Consider the following 23,871-nt stretch of genomic DNA (forward strand, 5'->3'; position numbering starts at 1 on the left):
GCGGGCGGTGGACGAGAGTGGACGGGGAAGCCTGGGAGGGCGGGACGTGAGCATTCTGGTCGTGGGGCTCAGTCACCGGAGCGCGCCCGTCGCGGTCCTGGAGCGGGCGGCCGTGGCCGGGGACGACCTGGCCAAGCTCCTGCACGCGGTGCACGGGTCCGCGAACGTCGCCGAGGCGGCGATCGTGTCGACCTGCAACCGGGTCGAGATCTACACCGTCGTGGACAGGTTCCACGGCGGCGTCACGGCCGTCTCCGAGCTGCTGGCGCTGCACTCCGGCGTCCCGCTGGACGAGCTGTCCCGCCACCTGTACGTGCACTACGAGGAGCGGGCCGTCCAGCACGTGTTCGCCGTCGCGTGTGGGCTGGAGTCGATGGTCGTCGGCGAGGGCCAGATCCTCGGGCAGCTCCGGCAGGCGTTCCGGCTCGCGCAGGACGAGGGCACCCTCGGCCGCGAGCTGCACGACGTCCTGCAGCAGTCGCTGCGGGTCGGCAAGCGCGCCCACCACGAGACCGGCATCGACAAGGCGGGCGCGTCGCTCGTCAGCGTCGGGCTGGACGTCGCCGCCCGGCACCTCGGGCCGCTGGAGGGCGTCCGCGCGCTGGTCGTCGGCGCCGGGTCGATGAGCTCGCTGGCCGCCGCGACGCTGAGCCGGGCCGGGGCGCGCGAGGTCGTCGTCGCGAACCGGACGCACGAGCGCGCGGTGCGGCTGGCCGAGTCGCTGGACGTCCCGGCCCGCGCCGTCGAGCTGTCGGTGCTGGACGCCGCGATCGCCGAGGCCGACCTCGTCGTGTCCTGCACGGGCGCGACCGGCCTCGTCGTGACGGCCGCGCGGCTGACCGCGCGCGGCGTCGGCGCGGACGGGCGGCGCCGCTTCTTCCTCGACCTGGCCCTCCCGCACGACGTCGAACGGTCCGTCGGCGACCTGCCGGGCGTCGCCCTCGCCGGGCTGGACGACCTGCGCACCGCCGAGGAGGCCGCGCACGCCATCGGCCCGGAGGCGGTCGAGGCCGTCCGGCGGATCGTGGGCGCGGAGGTCGAGGTGTTCCTCGGCGCGGCCCGCGCCGCCGCCGTCGCCCCGACCGTGGTCGCGCTGCGCAGCAAGGCCGCCGAGGTCGTCGAGTCCGAGCTGGCCCGGCTCGGCGGGCGGCTCCCCGAGCTGGACGGGCGGGCCCGCCGCGAGATCGAGCAGACCGTCCGGCGCGTGGTCGACAAGCTGCTGCACGCGCCGACCGTCCGGGTGAAGGAGCTGGCGGCGGCGCCGGGCGGCGACTCCTACGCCGACGCGCTGCGCGAGCTGTTCGACCTGGACCCGTCGAAGCCCGAGGTCGTGGCGCGCGCCGACCTGCGCGACGAGGAGCCCGCCGCCCGTGCCGCGCCCGTGCCGTCCGTGATCGACCCGTCCGTGATCGACGCGGAGTGCGCCGAGGCCGACTGCCTGAGCCTGCCGCCCGGCGTGCCCGGTCTGCCTAGTGTGCCCGGCGTGCCCGGTGTGCCGGGCGTGCCCGAACCGGCCGGTCCGGCGATGACCGTGCGGGACGTGACCGCGCAGGCCGCGAACGTCCGCGCGGTCAGCACGCCGGACGCGGCCGCCCCTGAAGGAGACGAGAGATGAGCACCGCGAGCACGGGGCCGCTGCGGCTCGGCACCCGCAAGAGCCTGATGGCGACGACCCAGTCGCGGCAGGTGGCCGACGAGGTCACCCGGCTGACCGGGCATGCCGTCGAGCTGGTCGGGGTAACGACGCAGGGTGATGTCTCCAAGGCCCTGCTCGCCCAGATCGGCGGGACGGGGGTCTTCGTCAACGCCCTGCGCGACAAGATCCTGTCGGGCGAGGTGGACTTCGCCGTGCACTCGCTGAAGGACCTGCCGACGTCCGAGACGCCGGGGATCGCGCTCGCCGCGACGCCGGTCCGCGACGACCCGAGGGACGCCCTGTGCGGTCCGGCGAAGCTCGCCGACCTGCCGCGCGGCGCCCGCGTCGGGACGGGCTCGCCGCGCCGCGTCGCGCAGCTCCGCGCGCTGCGCCCGGACCTGGAGATCGTCCCGATCCGCGGCAACGCCGACACGCGGCTCCGCAAGGTCGCGGACGGCGAGCTGGACGCCATCGTCCTCGCCCACGCGGGCCTGCGCCGGATCGGCCGCCTGGACGCGGTCGCCGAGGTCTTCGAGCCCGACCAGATGCTGCCCGCCCCGGGCCAGGGCTCGCTCGCGCTGGAGTGCCGCACCGACCGCGAAGACCTCCGCGCCCTGCTTGGAACGGTCGACGACGCGGCGACCAGGAGGACCGTCACCGCCGAGCGGACCGTCCTCGCCGTCCTGGAGGCGGGTTGCTCCGCTCCCGTGGGGACGTACGCTGCCGAAGTAGATGAAAGGCTGCACCTGACGGCGGCCGTCGTGGCGTACGACGGGAGCCGGCAGGTGCGGCTGTCCGCAAGCGGCCACCCGGACGCCGCCGAGCAGATCGGGCGCGACCTCGCGCACCGGCTGCTCGCGCAGGGGGCCGACCAGTTGATGGGGGAGCGCGATTGAGCCCCGCCGCGAAGACCACGACCGGCACCGAGAGCACGGAGAGCAGGGCGACGACCGCCCCGGAGGGCGCCGACGGCGCGCCGCCCGGGGCGGGCCGCGTCGTGCTCGTCGGCATGGGGCCGGGCGACCCCGGCCTGCTGACCCTGCGCGCCGCCGCCGAGCTGGCGCGCGCCGACACCGTGATCGTCAGCCGCGAGCACTGCCCGCCGGAGATCCTGTCCCACTGCCGTCCCGGCGTGGAGATCGTCGACTCGGCGGCGGGCGACCCGGCGCTGCTCGCCGAGCGGGCCGCCAAGGCCGGACGGCGTGTCGTCCGGCTCCTCCAGGGTGATCCCGGGCTCGGCTGCGGGCTCGCCGCCGAGGGCGGCTCGCTGGCGAAGGCCGGGGTGCCGTTCGAGATCGTCCCCGGGGTGTCGGCGGTGACGGGCGTGCCCGGCTACGCGGGCATCCCGCTGACCGACGCCGCGCACCGCGAGGTCCGGGTCGTGGACGCGTCCCAGGGCGGCGTCGACTGGGAGCGCTTCGCCTCCCCGGACGCCACCCTCGTGGTCATCGGCGCGGAGGGCGCGGTCGCGGAGGTCTGCAAGGGCCTCGTCGCGGCCGGGCGCCCCGACTCCACGCCCGCCGCGATGACGAGCCTCGGCACGACCACCGAGCAGGAGACGGTCGTCTCGACGCTGCACAAGCTCGCGTCCGACACCAAGGGCATGGAGTCGCCCGCGCTGATCATCGTCGGGGACGTGGTCAACCGGCGCGACGAGCTGTCCTGGTTCGAGACGAAGCCGCTGTTCGGCTGGCGGGTGCTGGTGCCGCGCACCAAGGAGCAGGCCGCCTCGCTGTCGGACCAGCTCCGCGGGTACGGGGCCGTCCCGGACGAGGTCCCGACGATCTCGGTCGAGCCGCCGCGCACCCCGCAGCAGATGGAGCGGGCCGTCAAGGGCCTCGTCACCGGGCGGTACGAGTGGGTCGTGTTCACGTCCACGAACGCGGTGAAGGCCGTCCGGGAGAAGTTCGTCGACTACGGCCTCGACGCCCGCGCGTTCGCCGGGCTGAAGGTCGCCGCCGTCGGCGAGCAGACCGCCGCCGCGCTCGTCGAGTTCGGCATCCAGCCCGACCTGACGCCGTCCGGCGAGCAGTCGGGCGAGGGCCTCGCCCGCGAGTGGCCGCCCTACGACGCCGACCTCGACCCGATCAACCGGGTCCTGCTGCCGCGCGCCGACATCGCCACCGACGTCCTCATCGCCCGGCTGACCGAGCTCGGCTGGGAGTGCGAGGACGTCACCGCCTACCGGACGGTGCGCGCCGCGCCGCCGCCGGAGCCGATCCGCAACGCGATCAAGGGCGGCGGCTTCGACGCGGTGCTGTTCACGTCGTCGTCCACGGTGAAGAACCTGATCGGGATCGCCGGGAAGCCGCACAAGGTGACCGTCATCGCGGTGATCGGCCCGCAGACCGCGAAGACGGCCGAGGAGTACGGGCTGCGCGTCGACGTCATGGCCGACAAACCGTCCGTATCGGCACTCGCGGCGGCGCTCGCCGAGTACGGTGCGAAGCGGAGGGCGGCTCAGATCGAGGCGGGGGACCCGCTGCGCAAGCCGAGCCAGATGCGCCGGGGAGCCCGGCGCCGCAGGTAGCGCGGGGGTTCCGCGCGTCCCCGGATTCCGGAAGAAGGAAGATGTCTGCTCAGTTTCCCGTGGTCCGTCCGCGGCGGCTGCGGCGCGCGCCCGCGCTGCGCCGGATGGTCGCCGAGACGCGGCTCGCCCCGGCCGACCTGGTGCTGCCGATGTTCGTCAAGGAGGGCGTCGGCGAGCCGCAGCCGGTGCCGTCCATGCCGGGCGTGTTCCAGCACACCCGCGACAGCCTGCGCAAGGCCGCGCACGAGGCGGCCGAGGCCGGGGTCGGCGGGATCATCCTGTTCGGCATCCCCGCGGTGAAGGACGGAGCCGGCTCCGGCGCCGACGACCCGGACGGGATCGTCCAGCTCGCGCTCCGCGACCTGGCGTCCGACCTCGGGGACGAGACCGTGCTCATGACGGACCTGTGCCTGGACGAGTACACCGACCACGGGCACTGCGGCGTCCTCACCCCGGCCGGGGAGATCGACAACGACGCGACGCTGGAGCGGTACGCCTCGATCGCGCTCGCGCAGGCGGAGGCGGGCGCGGCGGTCGTCGGCCCGTCCGGGATGATGGACGGCCAGGTCGGCGCGATCCGCACGGCCCTCGACGGCGCCGGGCACACCGACGTCGCGATCCTCGCCTACTCGGTGAAGTACGCCTCGGCGTACTACGGCCCGTTCCGCGAGGCCGCCGAGTGCGCCCCCCAGTTCGGCGACAGGTCCACCCACCAGCAGGACCCGGCCAACGCCGAGGAGTCGCTCCGCGAGGTCCTCCTCGACATCGACGAGGGCGCCGACATGGTCATGGTGAAGCCCGCCGGGGCCTACCTCGACATCGTCCGCCGCGTCCGCGACGAGGTGCGCGTGCCGGTCGCCGCCTACCAGGTGAGCGGCGAGTACGCGATGGTCGAGGCCGCCGCCGAGCGCGGCTGGATCGACCGCGAACGCACGATCATGGAGTCGCTGACGTCGATCCGCCGGGCCGGGGCCGACATAGTCCTGACCTACTGGGCCACCGAGGTGTCCCGCCGCCTGTCCTAGATCACCTAGTCCTTCTGGGCGGTTTCCGGGGGTTGCCGTGTCTCGGAATCGGGCCGCCGGGCATCATCGTTGACCAGTGAACCCACGTCGGACCTTGGGTATTGGGGGCGGAGATGCTGGCGGTCTCGGGGAACAGCAGGCGGCAACGGGCGGCGCGCGACCGGATGGCGGCGGCGGCCCGCGAATACGCCGGGTTCGGCTGGCCGTCGTTTCCGGGCGCGCATCCCCCGGCCGGCGGCGACCGGGCCTGTTCGTGCGACCGGATCGGCTGTCCCGACCCGGCGGCGCACCCGGTGTCGGCGGCGTGGGCGCACCAGGCGAGCGTCGACGCCGCCGTGATCGGACGCTGGTGGTCCGAGCGCCCGCTGGCCAACATCATCCTGCCGACCGGGCGGGTGTTCGACGTGTTCGACGTCCCGGCCGCGGCGGGCGCGGCGGCGCTCGACCGGATCGACCGCGACGGCCTGCCGGTCGGGCCCGTCGCGTCGTTCGGCGGCGACCGGCACCTGTTCTTCGTCGCGACCAGGGGCGCGCCCGTCGACGAGGACGAGTGGTGGTCCTGCCACCTCGACTGCTCGCCGGAGGACGTCGCGGAGACGCCCGGCATGCGGTGGCACTGCCGCGACAGCTACGTCGTGGCGCCGCCGTCGGTGCTGCCGTCCGGGCGCGAGGTGACGTGGCTGCGGCCCCCGTCCGCGGGGCCGCTGCCCGACCCGCTGCGCCTCCTCGAAGTCCTCGCCGACTCCTGCGACGCCGCGGGCTGACCCCCCGGGGGCTAGTGCGGCGCCTGGATGGCGGGCTTGCGGCCCCAGTTCGAGTACGAGCCGCGCAGCACCTCGTTGCGGCCGTTCTCCGGCCCGGCCCGCACCCAGAACTTGATCGGACGGCTCCCCGCGTCCAGCTTCACGGCGAACGCGATCTGCTGCGCGCCCGTCGCCTGCGCCATCCGCGCGTACATCGTCCCCATGCCGGGCTCCCGCGTGAGCGTCGCGACCGGCGCCTCGCCCTCGTAGATCTGCCCCGTCTTGGCGAGCTTCGTCGCCGACTTCAGCAGCGTCGTCAGGTTCGCGACGGACGAGCCCCGGCTGATCTGCTCGGCCGTCGCCGGGTAGCCGCGCCCACCGAGCGGCGACGACCGCCACCGCTTCCCGACGCGCACGTACAGCCGGTCCTGGACGATCACCCCGTGCACCGCCTTGCGGGCCGGGCCCGACCCGGACAGCGTCAGCGTGTACGACGACCCGCCGCCGGGCACGACGCCGAGCGTCCCCCTGCCGGTGGCGGCGAAGCCGCAGCATCCCGACTGCTGGTAGCTGAACAGGGCGCCCGGGGCCTGCGCGACGGCCTGGTCGATCTCCGCGACGAGCGGCCGCGGGTCGACGCCCCCGGCCGGGACGGTCGGCTGCGGCGTGCTGCTCTGCGCGGGCGTCGTCGGCGGCGGCTCCTTGTCGTCGCCCGTCAGCACGGTCGCGGCGGTCGCGCCCGCCGCGCCGACGACGAGGACGGCGACCGCGGCGAGCGCCCAGCGCGTCCGGGACCCGCCGCCCTTCCCGCGCCCGCCCGCCGGGACGGTCTGGTTCCGCCCGCTGCTCCGGGACGGCTTCGGCTTCGGCGGCTCCGGCAGCAGCGCCGCCTGCGCCGCCAGCTCGGTCAGCCGGCCGCGCCCCTGCGCCTCCCAGGACGGCCCGTACGCGGAGACGGCGGCGTCCTCCAGGGCGGCGAGGAAGTCGGCGGCGGACTTCGGACGGCTGTCCGGGTCCTTCGCGAGGCCGTGGTGGATCAGGTCGCGCAGCGGCCCCGGCGCGTCGTCGGCCGGGATCGGCGCCTCGCGGTGCTGCCGCGCCATGTTGCGCCCGGCGAACGGGGGCCGTCCGGTGAGGCACTCGTAGAACACCGCGGTGGCGCCGTAGACGTCGGTGGCGACGGTCGCGGGGACGCCGTCCCACAGCTCGGGCGCCGCGTACTGCGGGCCGTGCTGCGCCTCGGTGCCCGCCGGGGACGTCGCGAAGTCGCTGAGCCGCGCGTTGCCCTCCGCGTCGACGTAGACGTTCGACGGGCGCACCGCGCCGTGCACGATGTCGTGCTCGTGCGCCGCCGCGAGGCCGAGGAGCGTTCCGCCGAGCAGCGACAGCGCCGCGAGCGGGCCGGTCGGCCCCTGCGCGGCGAGGACGCGCCGCAGGCTGACGCCCTCGACGTACTGCGACACGATCGCGGCGCCGTCCACGGTCTCCACGAAGTCGTAGAGGTCGACCACGTTCGGGTCTTCGAGCTGGGACAGGCTCCGCGCGACCGCGCGGAACCGCTCCAGGAACGCCTCGTCGCCGCGCAGCGCGCCGTCGAGGTACTTGATGGCGACCTTCGTGCTGGTCAGGTCGTCGACCGCCAGCACCACCCGGCCCGAGACGCCGGCCCCCAGCTCCCGCTCGTGGGTGAAGCCCTGGACCGTCCAGCCGTCAACCACGTTGAAAGCCATCCCTCCGATACGCCTGTCCCGGCGGACCGCGCCAGTCGAGCCGGGCGCCGCCGGTGAGTCGGGGAGGCGCCGTGAAGACCGCTTGCCGTGAAGACCGCTTGGTGAGACAGGGCGCCGATGTCGTACTTGGTGGAATATCGGCCCGTACCCGGCGAGGTCAAGGCAAGTCGCCGAACTGCAACGGAGACTGAATCATTCCGGGCCCCGCGCGCTCACCCGGTAGGGGCGCACGGGGTCGCGGACGGGAATGGTTCACTGAATCGGTGACTGGTATCAAGCGTTCGCAGGAGTTGTTCGACAGGGCCGCCGGGGTCGTGCCGGGCGGGGTGAACTCGCCGGTCCGCGCGTTCGGGGCCGTGGGCGGGACGCCCCGGTTCATGGCGTCCGGTCGGGGCCCCTACCTGACCGACGCGGACGGGAACGAGTACGTCGACCTGGTGTGCTCGTGGGGCCCGCTGATCCTCGGGCACGCGCACCCGGCCGTGGTGGACGCGGTGCGGGACGCGGCGGGGCGCGGCACGTCCTACGGCGCGCCGACGCCCGGCGAGGTCGAGCTGGCCGAGGAGATCGTCGCGCGGACCCCGGCGGAGCGGGTCCGGCTGGTGAACTCGGGCACCGAGGCGACGATGTCGGCGATCCGGCTGGCGCGCGGCTTCACCGGCCGCACCAAGATCGTGAAGTTCGCTGGCTGCTACCACGGGCACGTCGACTCGCTGCTCGCGGCGGCCGGGTCGGGCGTCGCCACGTTCGGCCTCCCGGACACGCCCGGCGTGACCGGCGCGACGACCGCTGACACGCTGATCCTGCCGTACAACGACGTCCCGGCCCTGGAGACGGCGTTCGACGAGCACGGGCGCGACATCGCCTGCGTCATCACCGAGGCCGTGCCGTGCAACATGGGCGTGGTGCCGCCGCTGCCCGACTTCAACGCGCTGGTGAAGCGGCTGTGCGAGCGGTACGGGGCGCTGCTGGTCATGGACGAGGTGCTCACCGGGTTCCGCGCGTCCAGGTCCGGCTGGTTCGGGGTCGAGGGCGTCGCGGGCGACCTGACGACGTTCGGGAAGGTGATGGGCGGCGGGCTGCCCGCCGCCGCGTTCGGCGGACGCGCCGACGTCATGGACCAGCTCGCCCCGTCCGGTCCCGTGTACCAGGCGGGGACGCTGTCGGGGAACCCGCTCGCCACCGCCGCCGGGCTCGCCACGCTGCGGAACGCGACGGACGAGGTGTACGCCGCCCTCGATCGCTCGGCCGGGATCGTCGCGAAGGCGGCGTCGGAGGCGCTGGAGCGCGAGGGCGTCCCGCATTCGACGCAGCGGGCCGGGAACCTCTTCTCGGTGTTCTTCACGGCCGGGAAGGTCGGCGACTTCGTCGCCGCGCAGCGCCAGGACGTCAAGGCGTACGCGGCGTTCTTCCACGCGGCGCTGGAGCACGGGGTCTACCTGCCGCCGTCGGCGTACGAGGTGTGGTTCCTGTCGGCCGCGCACGACGACGAGGCGCTCGGTCGCGTCCTGGAGGCCCTCCCGCACGCCGCCCGGGCCGCCGCACGGGCGGCGTCCTAGGCGGCCGTCCGGAACGCTCTCAGCGCCGCGGCGACCGGTTCGGGACGCGGCGCGTGGAGCGGGGCGCGGACGCGGGGGTCGTCGATCAGCCCCTCCGCCGCGAGGCACGCCTTGAGCACCGCCGGGGACGGCTCGGCGAACAGCGCCTCCGCCATCGGGAACAGCGCGTTGTGCAGGGCGAGGGCGCGGGCGGCGTTGCCGTCCCGCACCGCCGCGGCCAGCGCGGCGTAGGCGGCGGGCGCGAGGCAGGCCGCCGCCGCGATCCCGCCGGACGCGCCGAGCTGGAGCATGGGATAGATGTACATGTCGTCGCCGCACAGGATTCCCTTGCCCGTGCGGGCGGCCAGCACGGCGAGGGTGTCGCGGTCGACGGCGCCCGCGCAGTGCTTCATCCCGGCGACGCAGTCGAGGGACAGCAGCCGGACGAGCGTCTCGGCGGACAGGTGCTTCCCCGTCCGGTACGGGATGTTGTAGGGGAGGAGCGGGACGTCCACCGCCGCGCCCACGGCCGCGAAGTGGTCGATGACGCCCTCGTCGGACGGGCGCAGGTAGTAGGGGACGACGACGAGCAGCGCGTCCGCCAGCGGGGCCCGCTCCCTCGCCTCGCGGATCGTGTCGGCGGTGCCCATCGTCCCGGCGCCGACGATCAGCGGGGTGCCGTGCTGGATGGACACGGCGCGGCAGACCTCCAGGACGGTCCGCCGCTCGGCGTCGTCGAGCAGGGCCGCCTCGCCGGTCGTGCCGAGGGCGACGAGCCCGTCCGCGCCGTTCTCCAGGCAGTGGACGGCGAGCCGTTCGAGCGACTTCGCGTCCACCTCGCCGGAACCGGTGAACGGCGTGACGAGCGAAGCGTGGATTCCGCGCATGGTGATCACCTCGTTGTCTCCACAGGGAGTGGTTCGGGCGCTGGGACCCGTGGCCTGGACCGCGGACGGACGCTCCCGGCGGCGACCCCGGCGATGATCAGCCCGGCCCCGGCGAGCCGGGCCGGGGTGACGCGCTCGTCCAGGATCAGGGCCGCCGACAGCAGCCCGAAGGGCGGGACGAGCAGCGAGTACATCGCGACCGTGCTGGCCTCGTAGCGGCGCATCAGCCATCCCCACACGCCGAAGCCGAAGAGGGTGGACACGTACGCGATGAACGCCATCGACGCCGCCCCGGTGAGCGTCAAGTCGTGCACCGCGTCCGGGACGGCCCCCGGCCCCTCGAAGATCAGCGACAGCGCGAGCAGCGGAAGCGGCGGCACCAGCGACATCCACACCATGAACCCGAGCGCGTCGACCGGCCCGGTGGCGTATTGATTCATGCGGCGCATGGCGACGTTGGCGAGGCCCCAGCTCGCCGCGCCGACCAGGCAGACCACGAACGCGCCGACCGGGCTGCCGCCCTCCGCCTGCGCCACGCCGAGCAGCGCGACGCCGCCGAACGCGACCGCCATCCCCGCGACCTGCCGGGCGGACAGCCGCTCGCGCAGCAGCAGCCCCGCGAAGAGCGCCGTGAACACCGCCTGCACCTGGAGGACGACCGAGGCGAGCCCGGCGGGCATCCCCATCCGCATGCCGATGAACAGCAGGCCGAACTGCCCGACCCCGAGCGGCAGCCCGACCAGCGCCAGCCAGCGCGCCGGGACCGGCGGCCGCCGCACGAGGAACACCGCCGGGACCGCCGCGAGGACGAACCGCAGCGCGGCCATCAGCAGCGGCGGCAGGTCCTCCAGCGCCCAGTGGATGGGGACGAAGTTGAACCCCCAGCACGCGGCGACCAGGGTGGCCAGCAGGATGTGGCGCGAATTCATCTCCCGATCGTCACGCCGCAGGTCGTTTTAGGACAAGCGAGACCTTCTTGACACCTCGTTTTAGTATTGCTACATGCTGGATCTGGAGCGCCTGCGCGCCCTGCACTCCGTCGCGACCTACGGCTCGGTGAGCGCCGCCGCCGACGTCCTGCACGTGACCACGTCCGCCGTGTCCCAGCAGCTCGCGAAGCTGGAGCGGGAGACCGGGCAGAAGCTGCTCGAACGCAACGGGCGCGGCGTCCGGCTCACCGACGCCGCCGAGCTGCTCGTCGCGCACGCCGAGCGGATCCTGTCGCTCGTCGAGCAGGCCCAGGCCGACCTGGAGGCGCACCGCGGCTCGGTCGTCGGGCAGCTCGCCGTCGCGGCGTTCCCGACCGCGATCCGCGGGCTGATGCCCGCCGCGCTGCGCGCCCTGCGCGCCGCCCATCCCGAGCTGCGCGTCCTGCTCCGCGAGGAGGACCCGATGCGCAGCATGCCGCTCGTCTCGCGCGGCGACTACGACATGGCCGTCGTCCAGGACTGGAACAACGAGCCGCTCCCCATGCCCGAGGGCCTGCACAAGGGCATCATCTGCGACGACGTCGCCGACGTGGCGCTGCCGTCCACCCATCCGCTCGCCGGGCGCGGCACCATCCACCTCAAGGAGCTGGCCGGCGACCCGTGGATCAGCTCGTCGTCCGACAGCATCTGCTGCGACTGGCTCATCCGGACGCTCCGCGCCGTCGACAGCGAGCCCAACATCGACCACATGGCCTACGAGTTCGCCACCCAGCTCTCGCTCGTCGCCGCCGGGCTCGGCAACGCGATCCTGCCCCGGCTCGGACGGTGCGACGTGCCGCCGGGGGTGGCGATCGTCCCGCTGTCGGCGCCGCTCTCGCGCCGCGTGTACGCGGTGTGGCGGGAGGAGGCGGCCCGCCGCCCGGCCATCCGCGCGACCCTCACGGCGCTGCGCGCCGCCGTCCCCGGCGGCGTTCCGGACGGCGTCCCCGATGGACGGAGGCGCGAGGCCGCGCGGGTAACCTGACCGGCGATGACTGAGACAACGACCGTCCACCTGCTGCGGCACGGTGAGGTGCACAATCCCGAAGGCGTCCTGTACGGGCGGCTGCCCGGCTACCGCCTCAGCGAGGACGGCGTCCTCATGGCGAAGGCCGCCGCCAAGTGGTTCGCCGACCGGGACGTCACCGCCGTGTTCGCCTCCCCGATGCAGCGGGCGCTGGAGACGGCCGCGCCGCTCGCCGACGCCTTCGACCTGCCCGTGACGGTGGACGACCGGCTCATCGAGGCCGACAACCACTTCGAGGGCCACACGTTCGGCGCGGGCTCGGGGTCGCTGCGGCGCCCGGAGCACTGGCGGTACCTGGTCAACCCGTTCCGCCCGTCCTGGGGCGAGCCGTACAAGGAGCTCGCCGCCCGGATGCGGGCCGCCGTGATCAGGGCGCGGGAGGCGGCGCGCGGGCACGAGGCCGTGTGCGTCAGCCACCAGCTCCCGATCTGGATCCTGCGGCTGCACGCCGAGCACCGCCGCCTCTGGCACCACCCGAAGCGGCGCGAATGCGGCCTGGCCAGCCTGACGAGCCTGACGTTCACCGGCAGCCGGCTGGTCGAGGTCGCCTACTGCGAGCCCGCGGCGGGCATCGCGAAGGCCCCCGGTGTCGCGGGCGCCTGACCCCACCGCTAAGTTATCTACTACGCCCTGTAGTAACACATTTCCGACGCTGCTTCCGACCGTGTTCCCGACCGTGTTCCCGACCGAGGAGGGTCCGTTGAGCCCCCGAGTCTCCCCGGCCCGCGCCGCCGTGGCCGCCGCCGCGCTCTGCGGGCTGCTGGCCGGGTGCGCCGGGACGAGCGCCTCGGGCGACGGGCAGGGCAGCGACACCCGCTTCGTGTCCGGCGACGGGAACGTGACGGAGTACGAGGCGGCGGGCCGCAAGACCGTCCAGGACGTCGGCGGCGACGCCCTCGACGGCAAGCCCGTCAAGCTCGCCGACCTCAAGGGCAAGGTCGTCGTCGTGAACTTCTGGGCGTCCTGGTGCGCGCCGTGCCGCGGCGAGGCGCCCTCCCTTGAGCAGGTCTACACCGAGAACAAGGCGAAGGGCGTCGAGTTCCTCGGCGTCAACTTCAAGGACTCCAAGGCCAACGCGCAGGCGTTCGAGCGGAAGCTCAAGGTCACCTACCCGAGCCTGTTCGACGCCGACGGGCAGGTCACGCTGGCCTTCCGGGCGGTGCCGCCGAACGCGATCCCGAGCACGCTCGTCCTCGACCGGCAGGGCCGGGTCGCCGCCCGGATCATCGGCTCGACGACGTACTCCAAGCTCAATCCGCTGGTGGCCAAGGCCGTGGCGGAGAAATGAGCGGCCGGGAAACGAGCGGCCGAGCAGTGAGCGCCACGCCGACGTGAGCACGGTCAGCGAGACGGTCGTCAGCGGGTCGCTGGTCGCGGCGGCGCCGCTGGCGGCGCTCGCCGGGCTCGTCTCGTTCGCGTCGCCGTGCGTGCTGCCGCTCGTCCCCGGCTACCTGTCGTACGTGACGGGCATGACCGGCGCCGAACTCGCCGAGCAGCGGCGCGGCCGGCTCCTCGCCGGGGTGCTGCTGTTCGTCGCCGGGTTCAGCGTCGTGTTCGTCAGCTACGGCGTGATCTTCGGCGGGCTCGGCCGGTGGCTCCTCGAATACCAGGACACGATCACCCGCGTTCTCGGCGGCGTCACCATCGTCTTCGGGCTGGCGTTCATGGGCCTCATCCCCGGCCTCCAGCGGACGGTGAAGTCCGGCCGCCTCCCGGCCGCCGGGCTCGCGGGCGCGCCGCTGCTCGGCGTCCTGTTCGGGCTCGGCTGGACGCCCTGCATCGGCCCGACGCTCGGCGCCGTGCAGAGCCTCGCCGTCACCGAGGCGAGCGCCGAGCGCGGGGCGCTGCTGTCGCTGGCCTACTGCCTCGGCCTCGGCCTGCCGTTCGTCGCCGCCGCGCTCGCCTACCGCTGGGCGCTCGGCGCGTTCGACGCGGTGAAGCGCCACTACCCGCTGGTCATGCGGACCGGCGGGGGCATGCTCGTCCTCATCGGGGTGCTGCTGGTCAGCGGCCTGTGGGGAGACCTGACCATCGAGCTGAGGTCGTGGATCAGCGGCTTCGAACCGGTGATTTGAGATGACAGAGACCAGGCACGCCGACACCGACGTCCGGGAAGCGGGCACCGAGGCCCCGGAGGCGCGCCGCGCGCCGGGCGAGGCGGGCGGGCGGCCGCTCGGCCTCGGCCCGCTCGGCTGGCTGCGCTGGGGCTGGCGGCAGCTCACCACGATGCGGACCGCGCTGATCCTGCTGTTCCTGGTGGCGCTCGGCGCGGTGCCCGGATCGGTCCTGCCGCAGCGCGGCCAGGCGCCGGAGAAGGTCGTCCGCTACCTGGACGAGCACAAGACGCTCGGGCCGTGGCTCGACAAGCTCTCCATGTTCGACGTGTTCGCCGCCCCCTGGTTCGCGGCGATCTACATCCTGCTGTTCGTCTCGCTCGCCGGGTGCGTCGTCCCGCGCGCCGGGAAGCACTACCGGTCGATGCGGGCCCGGCCGCCCGCCGCGCCGCGCAACCTCGGGCGGCTGCCGCAGTCCGCGACGTTCGAGACGGACGCGGCCCCGGAGGACGTCCTCGCCGGCGCCCGCGAGGCGCTGCGCGGACGCCGGTTCCGGGTGGACGTGTCCGGCGGCGCCGCGTCCGCCGAGAAGGGCTACCTCGGCGAGACCGGCAACCTGCTCTTCCACCTGGCGCTGCTCGCGCTGCTGTTCGCGCTCGGCCTCGGCAACCTGTTCGGCTACCGGGGCAACGTGCTGCTGACCGAGGGCAAGACGTTCGCGAACTCGCTGAGCCAGTACGACCAGTTCACCCCCGGACGCGCGTTCAGCGACGGCGAGCTGGCCCCGTTCACCGTCACGCTGGACGACTTCAAGGCCGAGTACGAGCCGGACGGCGAGAAGCGCGGCCAGGCCACCGAGTTCAACGCCAAGATCCACTACCGGAAGTCGCCGGACGGCGAGGACCGGGCGTACGACCTCCAGATCAACCACCCGCTGAAGGTGGGCGGGGCGAAGGTCTATCTGCTGGGGCACGGGTACGCGCCGGTGTTCACCGTCAAGGACGCCAAGGGCAACGTCGCCTTCCAGGACTCCGTCCCGTTCCTCGCGATGGAGCCGCGGAACCTGACGTCCGAGGGCGTCATCAAGGCCCCGGACGCCGAGCCCGACCAGCTCGCCTTCTACGCCATCCTCTGGCCCACCGCCATGGCCAGCGAGGATCAGAAGCAGATCGTCTCGGCGTTCCCCGCGCCGCTCCGCCCGGTCGTCACGATCACGGCCTTCAAGGGCGACATCGGCCTCGACTCGGGGACGCCGCAGTCGGTCTACCGGCTGGAGGGCATCGGCAAGACGCTCCAGCCGGTCAAGGGCGGGCAGAAACTGCTGGAGCCGGGGGAGACGTTCACCCTGCCCGGCGGCGCCGGATCCGTGACGTTCGACGGCCTGCGCGAGTACGCGACGCTGTCGGTGAACCACGACCCCGGACGCATCCCCGCGCTGATCGCCGCCGTCCTCGCGGTGCTCGGCGTGGCGACGTCGTTCATGGTCCGGCGGCGCAGGGTGTGGGTCCGTGCGAGCGCCGGGAAGGGCGGGCGTACGGTGGTCGAGGTCGGCGGACTCACGCTGGGCAGCCCGACCTCGGAGTTCGACGACATCGTGACCGCCCTCCGCGGCCCGTCCCCCGACTCCGACCAGCCCGGCGAGACCGGCGAGACCGGCGAAGCCAGCGAGACCAGCGAGACCGGCGAAGCCAGCGAGACCGGCGAGACCGGCGAAGCGGAACCGGGCGTCGAAACCGACGAGCCCGGCGAGACGGAGCCGGGCGCCGCGTCCGGCGCGAGCGAGCCCGACGCCGACCGGGACTCCGGCCCGGCGACCGAACCGAAGGAGTGAGCCGGTGAGCAACGCCGACCTCGCGAACCTGAGCGACAAGCTCATGCTGACCACGGTGCTGATGTACGTCGTCGCCCTGGTCGCCTACGCCGTGGACCTCGGCTTCGGGCGCCGGGGCGCCGCCTCGTCCGCCGTGGAGGCGAAGGCCGAGAAGACCGCCGAGGCCAAGGTGGAGGCGAAGGCGGAGGCCAGAGCGGAGGCGAAGGTGCTCGTCGGCTCGGCGGGCGCCGCCGCGCCTGACGCCGCACCCGACGCCGCACCCGCCGCCGCGCCCGCCGCCGAGAAGGGCGGCGACGGCGGCGGCGAGGAGCGCCGGCAGGTCGACGCCATCCGGCTCGCCGTGCTGCTGAGCGTGCTCGGCTGGGGCGCGCACCTCGGCGTCCTCGTGACCCGCGGGGCCGCCGCGCACCGGTGGCCGTGGGGCAACATGTACGAGTTCCTCACCGCGATCTCGTTCGCCGCGGTCACCGCGTTCCTCGTGGTGATGTTCCGCTACCGGGCGCGGTTCCTCGGCGCGCCGATGATGGCCGCCGCCGTCGTCGCGCTCGGCGTCGCGAACATCTGGCTGTACGACTCGGTCGGCCCGGTCAGCCCGGCGCTGAACTCGTACTGGATCGCCATCCACGTGACCGCCGCGATCATCGCGACCGGGTCGTTCTCCGTCGCGGGCGCCGCCACGATCCTCTACCTGCTGAAGATCCGCGGCGAGGCGCGCGGGGCCGCCGCGGCCGGGTTCCTCGCCCGCGTCCCGTCCGCCGAGACGCTCGACCGGCTGTCGATGCGGGTCACCATGTTCGCGTTCCCGATCTGGACGGCCGCGATCATCATGGGCGCGATCTGGGCCGACCAGGCGTGGGGCCGCTACTGGGGCTGGGACCCGAAGGAGGTCTGGTCCTTCGTCACCTGGATCATCTACGCCGCCTACCTGCATGCCCGCGCGACCGCCGGGTGGCGTGGCCGCAAGGCCGCGATCCTGTCGCTGATCGCGTTCGCCGCGCTGCTCTTCAACTTCTTCGGCGTGAACTACATGTTCTCGGGGCTGCACTCCTACGCCTGACCCGGCGCCCGCTCCGCCGCCGCCCGGGTGCCTGATCAGGGGGTAACGGTCCGTCCCGGCCGGGGAATCCGTGACTCCTGGGGATGACGGAATGTCGGCTTCCGGCTTACCCTTCCTCGGGTGGGATCCGGTCGGGCGGCGAGCGCCGCCCGCTCCCCGCGGGTCCCGTCGACAGAGGAGCCTGATGCGCTTCAAAGGCGTCCATCGAAAGCCCCGGGAGCTGTGGGGCCAGGAGTCGTCGCGCGGCGGGCGGGTCCGCGGGGCCGAGGTCCGCGAGCAGATCCGCCCGGAGGTCCGCGAGGACGCGGCGTACTCGCCGTCCCCGCCCGACTCGGGGCAGGTGCGGCCGCGCAGCAACCAGCCGCGCGACAGGTTCGGACGGTTCCGCAAGGCGGGGCGCGACGACGAGTTCTCCACCGGCGCGGACGGCCCGGCCGCCGGGCGGTTGGACGCCGCGCCCGGTCCCACCGGCCGGTTCGGCCGCCGCCAGGTCCGCCCCCGGTCCGGCGACTACGCCTGGAGCGACTTCGAGCTGGACGACGACCGGCTGCGCGTCGAGCCGCACCCGCCGGGCATGCCGCACGCCGCGGACGGGCGGCGCAACTGCGGCGTCCTCGAAGGCGTGCTGTACCGGCAGTGGGACGACCGGCAGGGCCCGCCGCCGCCCGAGGTGATCGGCGCCGTCGACAGCCTGGCGTCGCTGCCGGACCGGCTGAAGGAGAAGCTCGCCGCCGGGCTGGACGGCATCTACGTGGGCCCGGGCGGCGTCCCGCAGCTTGACGACATGGGCCACCTGCGCGACCGCCCGCTGCCGTCCGGCCGCGCCACCTGGGACATCTGCGCGGGCGCGTACGGCGACCGGAAGATCGTGGTCGGCGACCGGCCGTCCCCGACCCCGGACGTGATGCTCCACGAGGTCGGGCACGCGCTGGACGACATCGACGGCGACGACGGCGAGTGGACGTCCGACAGCCCCGCCTTCACCCGGCTCTACGAGGAGTGCCTGCCGTATCTCGCGAGCGACTTCCACCGCCAGCCGAACGCGCTCGGCCGCCGCGAGTTCTTCGCGGACGCGTTCGCCGCGATCTCCTCCCGGCAGCGGCCCGCGCTCGTCGATATGCTCCACGGCAACATCCGGATGGCCCTAGAGGTCATGCTCTTCTTCAACCGCAGATACGGGATCTAGGACCTTTGGACACCGTGATGTCAGGCCGCGCAACGCCGAAACCGCGAGGATGATCGACGATGTACGTGATCCGACTCCCCGACGGCACGCTGCGGGTGCCGCACAGCGTCCTGTCCGACGCCGACGAGGCGGGCCCGTCCGGTGGCGCGCCCGGCGGCGGCGCGGCGGCCGAGCCCGGGACGACGCGGCGCGAGGAGCGGATCATCGCCGACGCCTACGTCGAGATCGGCCCGGACGACCCCGACTACGACCGCCTGTTGCGCGACTCGCTCACCGAGGAGGAGTTCGAGGACCGGCGCCGCCGGTGGCGGGAGGGGGACGCCGACCTCCTCCGCCAGTTCGAGGAGTGGAAGGCGAGCGACGCCGACGAGCGGCCCTAGGGGGTGCGGGCGGCCGTTGGAGCGTTGCAATCGCAAGCCGGACGGAACGGGAGGTGCGGGGTGGAGGAGACCCTGGCCGCCCGGGCGTGGGGACCGGCCGTGAAGGGGCGGTCCGGGCGGCAGGGCCGACAAGCGGGGTGTGCGGTCGGCCGTTCCGGCCTGGCGGCGGCCAGGGTCAGATCGGCCGGTGCCGGGTCAGCGGGCCGAATGCTCGGCGACGGGCTCCTCGCCGCGCAGCAGCGCGTGCACCTCGGACTCCCGGAAGCGGCGGTGCCCCCCGGGAGTGCGGATGCTGCTGATCCGGCCCGCGGCGGCCCACCGGGTGACCGTCTTCGGGTCGACCCGGAAGAGGGCGGCGACCTCTCCTGGGGTCAGCAGGCGCTCGCTCGTGCTCTCCACGTTTTCTCTCCCCCTTTGTCCCGCTCTCGGCGCGGGTGGACTGTTTAACAGTGTGGCGGGTCAAGACCGATTTCTCCCTTGTTTTCGGAAAAGATCACGGACCGTAGTTCGCCGAGCAGCGGCGATGACACTCGGTGCCCGCGTCATCGGCCACAGCGACCCCGTTGACCCCGTTTGACCTGCCAGGTCACGCTCAGAACCGGCGTGCGCGCCCCCGCCCGCCGTCCCGTCCGGCGCGCCGCCGCCGTGGCGGGGACGCCTTCCGGAACGCCTTTCCCGGACGGCGTGGCGCGGCGCGCGCGAAGTAGTCTCCGAGCCATGTCCGATCTTGTCACGCTCCCGGAGATCGAGCGGGCCGCCGAGCGGATCGCCGGCGTCGCCGTCCGGACGCCGCTCGTCCCGTTCCCCCGCGACCCGGCCCCCGCCGCGGCCGGGGAGCCGGTCCTGCTGGTGAAGCCCGAGTCGCTCCAGCCGATCGGCGCCTTCAAACTGCGCGGTGCCTACTCGGCGATCTCGTCGCTGCCCGCGGCCGAGCGCGAGCGCGGCGTCGTCACCCACTCCAGCGGCAACCACGCGCAGGCCGTCGCCTACGCGGCCCGCGCGCTCGGGATCCGGGCCGTCCTCGTCATGCCGCACACCACGCCCGGCGTGAAGGTGGACGCCTGCATCGCGCTCGGCGCGGAGGTCGTCCACGTGGAGCCGACGTCGCGGGCGAGGTCCGAGACCGCCGCGAAGCTGGCCGAGGCGCACGGCTTCACGATGATCCCGCCCTACGACGACCCGCGGATCATCGCCGGGCAGGGGACGGCGGGGCTGGAGATCGTCCAGGACCGCCCGGACGTGGACGTGGTGCTCGTCCCGATCAGCGGCGGCGGGCTGATCGCCGGGATCGCCGCCGCGGTGAAGGCGCTGCGCCCGGAGGCGCACGTGATCGGCGTCGAGCCGGAGTTCGCCGCCGACGCCCGCGACTCGATGGCGGCGGGACGCCCGGTCGCCTGGGCGGCGGAGGACACCGGCCGCACCATCGCCGACGCGCTCCGCGTCCAGCAGGTCGGCGACCTGCCGTTCGCGCACATGCGCGCCCACGTGGACGGCGTCGTCACCGTCGCCGAGCACGAGATCCGCGGGGCGATGCGCCGCCTCGCCCGCGAGGCCCGGCTGATCGCCGAGCCGGGCGGCGCCGTCGCGACCGCCGCCTACCTCTACCACCGCGAGGAGCTCCCCGAGGGCCGCGTCCACGTCTCGGTCCTGTCGGGCGGCAATGTCGACCCGGCCCTGTTCCAGGACGTCCTGCGCGGACCCCAGACGGAGGCGGCGGAAACACGGGGATAAGCTCAAGGCGTCATGCGTTCCGTACTCCTCTACACCACCGCGCGGCTCGTGATCTTCATCGCGACCGCGGGCGTGCTGGCGCTGTTCGGGGCCCGCGGGTTCCTGCTCCTGCTGCTGGCGCTGCTGATCAGCGGCGTCGTCAGCTACGTCCTGCTGTCCGCGCAGCGCGACCGGATGTCGGCCGTGGTCGCCCGGGGCGTCCGCGGCGGGCGGGAGCGGGTCGAGAAGGCGGTCACCAAGGAGGACGGCGTCCGCCCCGGCGCCGACCGGCGCTGAGCACGCGCGCACCCGGGCTCCGGGCGGTCGTCCGGGGCTTCTAGGCTGGTGGCATGAGCCGCGCCTCCCTGGAGAAGAAGCCCGCCGACGTCGCGGCGATGTTCGACGGCACCGCCGAGCGCTACGACCTGCTCAACACGCTGATGACCGGCGGCCGCGACCGGCGCTGGCGGCGCGAGGTCGTGCGGTCCCTGGCGGCGCGGCCGGGCGAGCGCGTCCTCGACCTCGCGGCCGGGACGGGTACCTCCTCGGTCCCGTTCGCGGACGCCGGGGCCGAGACCGTCGCCTGCGACTTCTCGCTCGGCATGCTCCGCGTCGGGACGCGCCGCCAAGCGGGCGTGAAGCGGTTGAGCTTCGTCGCCGGCGACGCGCTGCGCCTCCCGTTCGCGGACGGCTCGTTCGACGCGGTGACGATCTCGTTCGGCCTGCGCAACGTCGCCGACACCGGCCGCGCGCTCCGCGAGCTGCGGCGCGTCGCGAAACCGGGCGGGCGGCTGCTGATCTGCGAGGTGAGCCACCCGCCGAACCGGCTGCTCGCGTTCGGGCACAGGGCGCACCTGCGGTACGGGCTGCCGCTGCTGGCGCGGGTCAGCTCCAACCCCGACTCCTACCACTACCTCGCCGACTCGACGCTCGCGTGGCCCGACCAGGCGGCGCTCGCGCGGCTCGTCCAGGACGCGGGGTGGGAGCAGGTCCGATGGCGCGACCTCACCTTCGGGGTGGCCGCACTGCACCACGCGGTCAACCCGGGCTAGCGCGGAGGCCGGTTTCCGGACCGATCCATTCGTGGACCCGCCCAGAAGTACGCACCAGTCGTGATAAAGGAATAGACTCCCCACCGGATCCTTGTGAAGTACTTCACAAGCGAACGAGCGCAAAGAGGAACGCCGTGACCGACTCCACCCGACACGCGGACGTGATCGTCGTCGGGGCAGGCCCCGCCGGATCGTCGACCGCCTACTGGCTGGCGCAGGCCGGCCTTGACGTGTTCCTGCTGGAGAAGGCCACGTTCCCGCGCGACAAGATCTGCGGCGACGGGCTCACCCCGCGGGCCGTCCGGGCCCTCATCGGCATGGGTGTCGACGTCAACGACCCGGGCTGGGGCCGCAACCGCGGCCTCCGCATCTACGGCGGCGGCGTCAAGGTCGAGCTGCCGTGGCCGGAGCTCGCGTCGTTCCCCGACTTCGGGCTCGTCCGCAAGCGCACCGACTTCGACCAGCTCCTCGCCGAGCACGCGGCCAAGGCGGGCGCGCGGCTGCTCCAGGGCTGCACGGTCACCGGCCCCATCCTGGACGAGCGCACCGACCGCATCGTCGGCGTCACCGCCGAGTACGAGGGCGAGGAACTGGAGTTCCGCGCGCCGCTGGTCGTCGCGGCCGACGGCAACTCGTCCCGGCTGTCGCTCGCGATGGGGCTGCGGCGGCGCGAGGACCGTCCGATGGGCGTCGCGGTCCGCCGCTACTTCGAGACCCCGCGCCACGACGACGACTTCATGGAGGCGTGGCTCGAACTCTGGGACGGCGAGCGCCTCCTGCCCGGCTACGGCTGGGTGTTCGGCGTCGGCGACGGGACGTCCAACGTCGGCCTCGGCCTGCTCAACACGAGCAAGGCGTTCCAGAACGTCGACTACCGGGGCATGCTCAAGCGCTGGTGCGCGCAGATGCCCGCCGACTGGCGGTTCGACGAGGACCACGCCACCTCCAAGATCCGCGGCGCGGCGCTGCCGATGGGCTTCAACCGGCAGCCGCACTACACGCGCGGCATGCTGCTCGTCGGCGACGCGGGCGGCATGATCAACCCGTTCAACGGGGAGGGCATCGACTACGCGCTGGAGTCCGGGCGGCTCGCCGCCGACATCATGGTGCAGGCCCTCGGCCGCCGCACCCCCGCCCAGCGGGAGCGGACGCTCTACGAGTACCCGCGCATCCTGAAGGACGAGCACGGCGGCTACTTCACGCTGGCCCGGGTGTTCGTCCAGGCGATCGGCGACCCGCGCGTCATGAAGTTCCTCACCGCGCACGGGCTGCCCCACCCCACGCTGATGCGTTTCACGCTCAAGCTGCTCGCGAACCTCACCGACCCCAAGGGCGGCGACGCGATGGACCGGGTCATCAACGCGATGCAGAAGGTGGCTCCGGCGGCATGAACGAGCATCGCAACGAGCGCATGGCGGGCGCGAAACCGCAGGTGAGCGGACTACAGTGCATTACCCGACCCCCTGAGGGGAGCGCATTTTGATCACCTTGGCTAGGGTGGCGGCGGCTCGCGGAGGACCCGAGTCCTTCCGGGGGGCGTGGGGGGTCGGCCCCCCACAAGAGTCCGTCCCGTACAACGCCGTACGTCGCGAGGAGAGGCCGTAGAGAGATGGATCTCTATATTCCGGTCATCGCGCTGGGGGTGCTCGCCTTCGGCTTCGCCGCCTTCTCGGTGGCGATGGCGTCGCTCACCGGGCCGAAGCGGTGGAACCGCGCGCGGTTGGACGCCTACGAGTGCGGCATCGAGCCGACTCCGCAGCCGGTGGGCGGCGGGCGCTTCCCGATCAAGTACTACCTGACGGCGATGCTCTTCATCGTCTTCGACATTGAGATCATCTTCCTTTACCCCTGGGCGGTCGCGTTCGACCGGATGGGGCTCTTCGGCCTTGTCGAGATGGTCCTCTTCATCGTCACCGTGCTCGTGGCGTACGCCTACATCTGGCGGCGCGGCGGTCTGGAGTGGGACTGATATGGGACTGGAAGAGAAACTCCCCAGCGGATTCCTGCTGACCACGGTCGAGCAGGTCGCGGGGTGGGCGCGCAAGAGCTCGGTGTGGCCGGCGACGTTCGGCCTGGCGTGCTGCGCGATCGAGATGATGGCGACGGGCGACCCCCGGCACGACTTCTCCCGGTGGGGGATGGAGCGCGCCTCGGCGACGCCGCGGCAGGCCGACCTGATGATCGTCGCGGGCCGGGTGAGCCAGAAGATGGCGCCGGTGCTGCGGCAGATCTACGACCAGATGACCGAGCCGAAGTGGGTCATCGCGATGGGCGTGTGCGCGTCGTCCGGCGGCATGTTCAACAACTACGCGATCGTGCAGGGCGTCGACCACATCGTCCCGGTGGACATCTACCTCCCCGGCTGCCCGCCGCGGCCCGAGATGCTGCTGGACGCGATCCTGAAGCTGCACGACAAGATCCAGAACACCAAGCTGGGCCCGCAGCGCGCGAAGCAGATCGAGGAACTGGAAGTGGCCAAGCGCCGCCAGTTGCCGCTGCTCGGACAGGGGGCGTGAG

At 73.5% G+C, this 23,871-nt stretch carries 24 protein-coding genes; 20 read left to right on the forward strand and 4 right to left on the reverse strand.

Annotated features, from left to right (window positions below):
* Nucleotides 1-46 precede the first annotated feature (46 nt).
* The 5 genes from FXF68_RS24920 to FXF68_RS24940 all read left to right on the forward strand — a co-directional run bounded on the left by FXF68_RS24920 (nucleotide 47) and on the right by FXF68_RS24940 (nucleotide 5,955).
* Nucleotides 47-1,615 (forward strand): glutamyl-tRNA reductase, encoded by a 1,569-nt coding sequence (locus FXF68_RS24920; RefSeq protein WP_342787172.1) that lies wholly within the window; start codon nucleotides 47-49, stop codon nucleotides 1,613-1,615.
* The gene (gene hemC, locus FXF68_RS24925; protein WP_148763188.1) at nucleotides 1,612-2,532 is read left to right on the forward strand and encodes a hydroxymethylbilane synthase; all 921 of its coding nucleotides are present in this window, start codon (nucleotides 1,612-1,614) and stop codon (nucleotides 2,530-2,532) included. The genes FXF68_RS24920 and hemC overlap by 4 nt, the downstream gene beginning before the upstream one ends.
* A gap of 101 nt (nucleotides 2,533-2,633) precedes the next feature.
* Nucleotides 2,634-4,166, forward strand: a complete 1,533-nt coding sequence (locus FXF68_RS24930) for a bifunctional uroporphyrinogen-III C-methyltransferase/uroporphyrinogen-III synthase (protein WP_281292234.1) — start codon at nucleotides 2,634-2,636, stop codon at nucleotides 4,164-4,166.
* 41 nt (nucleotides 4,167-4,207) lie between these two features.
* Complete coding sequence (gene hemB / locus FXF68_RS24935) at nucleotides 4,208-5,191, forward strand: porphobilinogen synthase (protein ID WP_148763190.1); 984 nt, start codon at nucleotides 4,208-4,210, stop codon at nucleotides 5,189-5,191.
* 113 nt (nucleotides 5,192-5,304) lie between these two features.
* Nucleotides 5,305-5,955 carry a bifunctional DNA primase/polymerase gene (locus tag FXF68_RS24940; RefSeq protein ID WP_148763192.1) on the forward strand — a complete coding sequence of 217 codons (651 nt, stop codon included), beginning with the start codon at nucleotides 5,305-5,307 and terminating at the stop codon, nucleotides 5,953-5,955.
* An 11-nt stretch (nucleotides 5,956-5,966) separates the two neighbouring features.
* Here FXF68_RS24940 and FXF68_RS24945 read toward each other — a convergent pair whose 3' ends face one another.
* Nucleotides 5,967-7,664 (reverse strand): serine/threonine-protein kinase, encoded by a 1,698-nt coding sequence (locus FXF68_RS24945; protein ID WP_148763194.1) that lies wholly within the window; start codon nucleotides 7,662-7,664, stop codon nucleotides 5,967-5,969.
* Nucleotides 7,665-7,927: 263 nt separating this feature from the next.
* Between FXF68_RS24945 and hemL the strand changes: the two genes are divergently transcribed.
* Entirely contained in the window at nucleotides 7,928-9,223 is a 1,296-nt protein-coding gene (gene hemL / locus FXF68_RS24950; protein ID WP_148763196.1) for a glutamate-1-semialdehyde 2,1-aminomutase, read from the forward strand.
* Here hemL and FXF68_RS24955 read toward each other — a convergent pair.
* Both FXF68_RS24955 and FXF68_RS24960 read right to left on the reverse strand, forming a co-directional pair.
* Nucleotides 9,220-10,089 (reverse strand): dihydrodipicolinate synthase family protein, encoded by an 870-nt coding sequence (locus tag FXF68_RS24955; RefSeq protein ID WP_148763197.1) that lies wholly within the window; start codon nucleotides 10,087-10,089, stop codon nucleotides 9,220-9,222. The two genes, hemL and FXF68_RS24955, sit on opposite strands and share 4 nt — an antisense overlap.
* A gap of 5 nt (nucleotides 10,090-10,094) precedes the next feature.
* Nucleotides 10,095-11,018: an EamA family transporter gene (locus FXF68_RS24960; protein ID WP_148763199.1), complete on the reverse strand. Its 924-nt coding sequence runs from the start codon at nucleotides 11,016-11,018 to the stop codon at nucleotides 10,095-10,097.
* A gap of 73 nt (nucleotides 11,019-11,091) precedes the next feature.
* Between FXF68_RS24960 and FXF68_RS24965 the strand changes: the two genes are divergently transcribed.
* From FXF68_RS24965 to FXF68_RS25000, 8 genes are all read left to right on the forward strand, one after another.
* A complete protein-coding gene (locus FXF68_RS24965; protein WP_148763201.1) occupies nucleotides 11,092-12,042 on the forward strand; it encodes a LysR family transcriptional regulator in 951 nt (316 codons plus the stop codon).
* Nucleotides 12,043-12,048: 6 nt separating this feature from the next.
* Nucleotides 12,049-12,687 (forward strand): histidine phosphatase family protein, encoded by a 639-nt coding sequence (locus FXF68_RS24970; RefSeq protein WP_148763203.1) that lies wholly within the window; start codon nucleotides 12,049-12,051, stop codon nucleotides 12,685-12,687.
* Between the two features lie 97 nt (nucleotides 12,688-12,784).
* Nucleotides 12,785-13,372: a TlpA family protein disulfide reductase gene (locus FXF68_RS24975; protein WP_148763205.1), complete on the forward strand. Its 588-nt coding sequence runs from the start codon at nucleotides 12,785-12,787 to the stop codon at nucleotides 13,370-13,372.
* A 43-nt stretch (nucleotides 13,373-13,415) separates the two neighbouring features.
* Nucleotides 13,416-14,159 carry a cytochrome c biogenesis CcdA family protein gene (locus tag FXF68_RS24980; protein ID WP_148763207.1) on the forward strand — a complete coding sequence of 248 codons (744 nt, stop codon included), beginning with the start codon at nucleotides 13,416-13,418 and terminating at the stop codon, nucleotides 14,157-14,159.
* A gap of 1 nt (nucleotide 14,160) precedes the next feature.
* Nucleotides 14,161-15,969 carry a cytochrome c biogenesis protein ResB gene (gene resB, locus FXF68_RS24985; protein WP_148763209.1) on the forward strand — a complete coding sequence of 603 codons (1,809 nt, stop codon included), beginning with the start codon at nucleotides 14,161-14,163 and terminating at the stop codon, nucleotides 15,967-15,969.
* Between the two features lie 4 nt (nucleotides 15,970-15,973).
* The gene (gene ccsB / locus FXF68_RS24990; protein ID WP_148763211.1) at nucleotides 15,974-17,026 is read left to right on the forward strand and encodes a c-type cytochrome biogenesis protein CcsB; all 1,053 of its coding nucleotides are present in this window, start codon (nucleotides 15,974-15,976) and stop codon (nucleotides 17,024-17,026) included.
* Nucleotides 17,027-17,210: 184 nt separating this feature from the next.
* A complete protein-coding gene (locus FXF68_RS24995; protein ID WP_148763213.1) occupies nucleotides 17,211-18,212 on the forward strand; it encodes a hypothetical protein in 1,002 nt (333 codons plus the stop codon).
* A 59-nt stretch (nucleotides 18,213-18,271) separates the two neighbouring features.
* The gene (locus FXF68_RS25000) at nucleotides 18,272-18,592 is read left to right on the forward strand and encodes a hypothetical protein (protein WP_148763215.1); all 321 of its coding nucleotides are present in this window, start codon (nucleotides 18,272-18,274) and stop codon (nucleotides 18,590-18,592) included.
* 195 nt (nucleotides 18,593-18,787) lie between these two features.
* Here the strand turns inward: FXF68_RS25000 and FXF68_RS25005 are convergent, their stop codons facing one another.
* On the reverse strand, nucleotides 18,788-18,991 hold the full coding sequence (locus tag FXF68_RS25005; protein WP_021593176.1) for a BldC family transcriptional regulator: 204 nt from the start codon (nucleotides 18,989-18,991) through the stop codon (nucleotides 18,788-18,790).
* A 318-nt stretch (nucleotides 18,992-19,309) separates the two neighbouring features.
* On the opposite strand from FXF68_RS25005, the gene FXF68_RS25010 reads away from it, so the two are divergent.
* The 6 genes from FXF68_RS25010 (at nucleotide 19,310) to FXF68_RS25035 (ending at nucleotide 23,870) form a co-directional block, all read left to right on the forward strand.
* Nucleotides 19,310-20,323, forward strand: a complete 1,014-nt coding sequence (locus FXF68_RS25010) for a threonine ammonia-lyase (RefSeq protein ID WP_148763217.1) — start codon at nucleotides 19,310-19,312, stop codon at nucleotides 20,321-20,323.
* Between the two features lie 12 nt (nucleotides 20,324-20,335).
* Nucleotides 20,336-20,599, forward strand: a complete 264-nt coding sequence (locus FXF68_RS25015) for a DUF4229 domain-containing protein (RefSeq protein ID WP_148763219.1) — start codon at nucleotides 20,336-20,338, stop codon at nucleotides 20,597-20,599.
* Nucleotides 20,600-20,652: 53 nt separating this feature from the next.
* The gene (locus FXF68_RS25020; protein WP_148763221.1) at nucleotides 20,653-21,354 is read left to right on the forward strand and encodes a demethylmenaquinone methyltransferase; all 702 of its coding nucleotides are present in this window, start codon (nucleotides 20,653-20,655) and stop codon (nucleotides 21,352-21,354) included.
* A 134-nt stretch (nucleotides 21,355-21,488) separates the two neighbouring features.
* Nucleotides 21,489-22,745 (forward strand): geranylgeranyl reductase family protein, encoded by a 1,257-nt coding sequence (locus FXF68_RS25025; protein ID WP_148763223.1) that lies wholly within the window; start codon nucleotides 21,489-21,491, stop codon nucleotides 22,743-22,745.
* Nucleotides 22,746-22,963: 218 nt separating this feature from the next.
* Nucleotides 22,964-23,323: an NADH-quinone oxidoreductase subunit A gene (locus tag FXF68_RS25030; RefSeq protein WP_148763225.1), complete on the forward strand. Its 360-nt coding sequence runs from the start codon at nucleotides 22,964-22,966 to the stop codon at nucleotides 23,321-23,323.
* Nucleotide 23,324: 1 nt separating this feature from the next.
* Nucleotides 23,325-23,870: a NuoB/complex I 20 kDa subunit family protein gene (locus FXF68_RS25035; RefSeq protein ID WP_148347591.1), complete on the forward strand. Its 546-nt coding sequence runs from the start codon at nucleotides 23,325-23,327 to the stop codon at nucleotides 23,868-23,870.
* Nucleotide 23,871 lies beyond the last annotated feature (1 nt).

The sequence above is a fragment of the Actinomadura decatromicini genome, assembly GCF_008121305.1.
Lineage (GTDB): Bacteria > Actinomycetota > Actinomycetes > Streptosporangiales > Streptosporangiaceae > Spirillospora > Spirillospora syzygii.

What these genes read in the sequence shown, in the direction of transcription:
- hemC (WP_148763188.1), top strand. Translation starts at nt 1,612, where the DNA reads ATGAGCACCGCGAGCACGGGGCCGCTGCGGCTCGGCACCCGCAAGAGC.
- hemB (WP_148763190.1), top strand. Translation starts at nt 4,208, where the DNA reads ATGTCTGCTCAGTTTCCCGTGGTCCGTCCGCGGCGGCTGCGGCGCGCG.
- FXF68_RS24940 (WP_148763192.1), top strand. Translation starts at nt 5,305, where the DNA reads ATGCTGGCGGTCTCGGGGAACAGCAGGCGGCAACGGGCGGCGCGCGAC.
- FXF68_RS24945 (WP_148763194.1), bottom strand. Translation starts at nt 7,664, where the DNA reads ATGGCTTTCAACGTGGTTGACGGCTGGACGGTCCAGGGCTTCACCCAC.
- FXF68_RS24955 (WP_148763197.1), bottom strand. Translation starts at nt 10,089, where the DNA reads ATGCGCGGAATCCACGCTTCGCTCGTCACGCCGTTCACCGGTTCCGGC.
- FXF68_RS24960 (WP_148763199.1), bottom strand. Translation starts at nt 11,018, where the DNA reads ATGAATTCGCGCCACATCCTGCTGGCCACCCTGGTCGCCGCGTGCTGG.
- FXF68_RS24965 (WP_148763201.1), top strand. Translation starts at nt 11,092, where the DNA reads ATGCTGGATCTGGAGCGCCTGCGCGCCCTGCACTCCGTCGCGACCTAC.
- FXF68_RS24970 (WP_148763203.1), top strand. Translation starts at nt 12,049, where the DNA reads ATGACTGAGACAACGACCGTCCACCTGCTGCGGCACGGTGAGGTGCAC.
- resB (WP_148763209.1), top strand. Translation starts at nt 14,161, where the DNA reads ATGACAGAGACCAGGCACGCCGACACCGACGTCCGGGAAGCGGGCACC.
- FXF68_RS24995 (WP_148763213.1), top strand. Translation starts at nt 17,211, where the DNA reads ATGCGCTTCAAAGGCGTCCATCGAAAGCCCCGGGAGCTGTGGGGCCAG.
- FXF68_RS25000 (WP_148763215.1), top strand. Translation starts at nt 18,272, where the DNA reads ATGTACGTGATCCGACTCCCCGACGGCACGCTGCGGGTGCCGCACAGC.
- FXF68_RS25010 (WP_148763217.1), top strand. Translation starts at nt 19,310, where the DNA reads ATGTCCGATCTTGTCACGCTCCCGGAGATCGAGCGGGCCGCCGAGCGG.
- FXF68_RS25015 (WP_148763219.1), top strand. Translation starts at nt 20,336, where the DNA reads ATGCGTTCCGTACTCCTCTACACCACCGCGCGGCTCGTGATCTTCATC.
- FXF68_RS25020 (WP_148763221.1), top strand. Translation starts at nt 20,653, where the DNA reads ATGAGCCGCGCCTCCCTGGAGAAGAAGCCCGCCGACGTCGCGGCGATG.
- FXF68_RS25030 (WP_148763225.1), top strand. Translation starts at nt 22,964, where the DNA reads ATGGATCTCTATATTCCGGTCATCGCGCTGGGGGTGCTCGCCTTCGGC.
- FXF68_RS25035 (WP_148347591.1), top strand. Translation starts at nt 23,325, where the DNA reads ATGGGACTGGAAGAGAAACTCCCCAGCGGATTCCTGCTGACCACGGTC.